Consider the following 1,332-nt stretch of genomic DNA (forward strand, 5'->3'; position numbering starts at 1 on the left):
CTAATGCCAGTCAGTTAAGGTATTGACGAAGCCGGAACGACCCAAGAGGCTCATGGTTTTCCATGAGCCTCTTGCTTTGATCTCAGCCCTGCAAGCCAACTTTGATGCGGTAGGCGATCTGTCTCCCGACGCGTTTGATCGTTTCAGCCAGCTCATTCCGGCCGCCTGGATCGAGCAAGCATTGCAAGCGACTGGCACGACGTCACTGCGCCGTCGACGTCTGCCGGCCGAGCGATTGATCTGGCTGGTCATCGGCTTAGCGCTGTTTCGCAACGAACCGATCTGGCACATCGTGCGTCAGTTGGGGCTGGCGTTGGGTACCGAGGCACAGGTCGTGCCTGTGCCGAGCGCTACGGTTCAAGGGCGCCAGCGACTGGGTGAAGCGCCGTTGGCCCATCTGTTCGATCAGCTCAGCCGCGCGTGGTGCACCGCACCGCTTCCGACGGCCGGGCTCTTCCACGGGCTTCGCCTGTTGGCGGTCGATGGCGTGGTGTGGTCGACGCCTGATACCGCCGAGCATCGTGATGTCTTCGGCGCAGGACGATCGCAGCACGGTGAAGGGAGTTGGCCGCAGGTGCGTGCGGTGTGCCTGATGGATGTTCATACGCACCTGATCCGGGCCGCCGCCTTCGGGGCCTATACGACCGGCGAGCTCAGCTACGCCCACGATCTGGTAACCGCGGCGCCCGATGACTCACTGACGATCTTCGACCGCGCCTACTATTCGGCGGCTTTCCTGCTGGCGTGGCAGCATGCGGGAGAGCAGCGGCACTGGCTGATGCGAGCCAAGTCCTCGTTGCGTTATGAGGTGATCCGTCCGCTCGGTGAAGGCGATGCGTGGGTGCGCCTGCCGGTTTCGCCGCAAGCCCGTCGCCAGCATCCGCAGCTGCCAACCTTCTGGGAGGCGCGTCTGATCCTCTGTCCTTCCGGTCGGCGCTACCTGACCTCGCTGGCCGATGCCGTTCGATATCCCGCCGATCAGGTGGCAGTGTGCTATCGCGAACGCTGGGAGATCGAACTGGGTTTTCGGGACATCAAGCAAGCCATGCAAGCCAACGACACCGTCTTGCGCAGCAAGCGACCGGAGCTGGTGCGGCAGGAAATCTGGGGGCTGCTGATCGCCTACAACTTGCTGCGCTGGGAAATGCACCAAACCGCTGGTGAGCTGGGCGTGCCACCGACCCGGCTCAGCTTCCAGGGGTTCACGCGCGCCATCGTGGCCGAGTTGCGATACGCCCCGCTGGAAACACCCGGCGCCTTTCCCAAACGACTCGCCCGCCTCCGACAGCAAGCCCACATCTATCTGTTGCCCGCACGACGACAACGATCTTG

The 1,332-nt window shown here is 63.2% G+C and carries 1 protein-coding gene; it reads left to right on the top strand.

From position 1 onward, the window contains the following. Nucleotides 1–52: 52 nt before the first annotated feature. Nucleotides 53–1,332, top strand: a 1,280-nt coding sequence (locus RHOOR92_RS18760) for an IS4 family transposase (protein WP_081660231.1), incomplete at its 3' end; no start/stop codon positions are given.

It is taken from the genome of Rhodanobacter sp. OR92, from assembly GCF_000427545.1.
Taxonomy (GTDB): Bacteria; Pseudomonadota; Gammaproteobacteria; order Xanthomonadales; family Rhodanobacteraceae; genus Rhodanobacter; species Rhodanobacter denitrificans.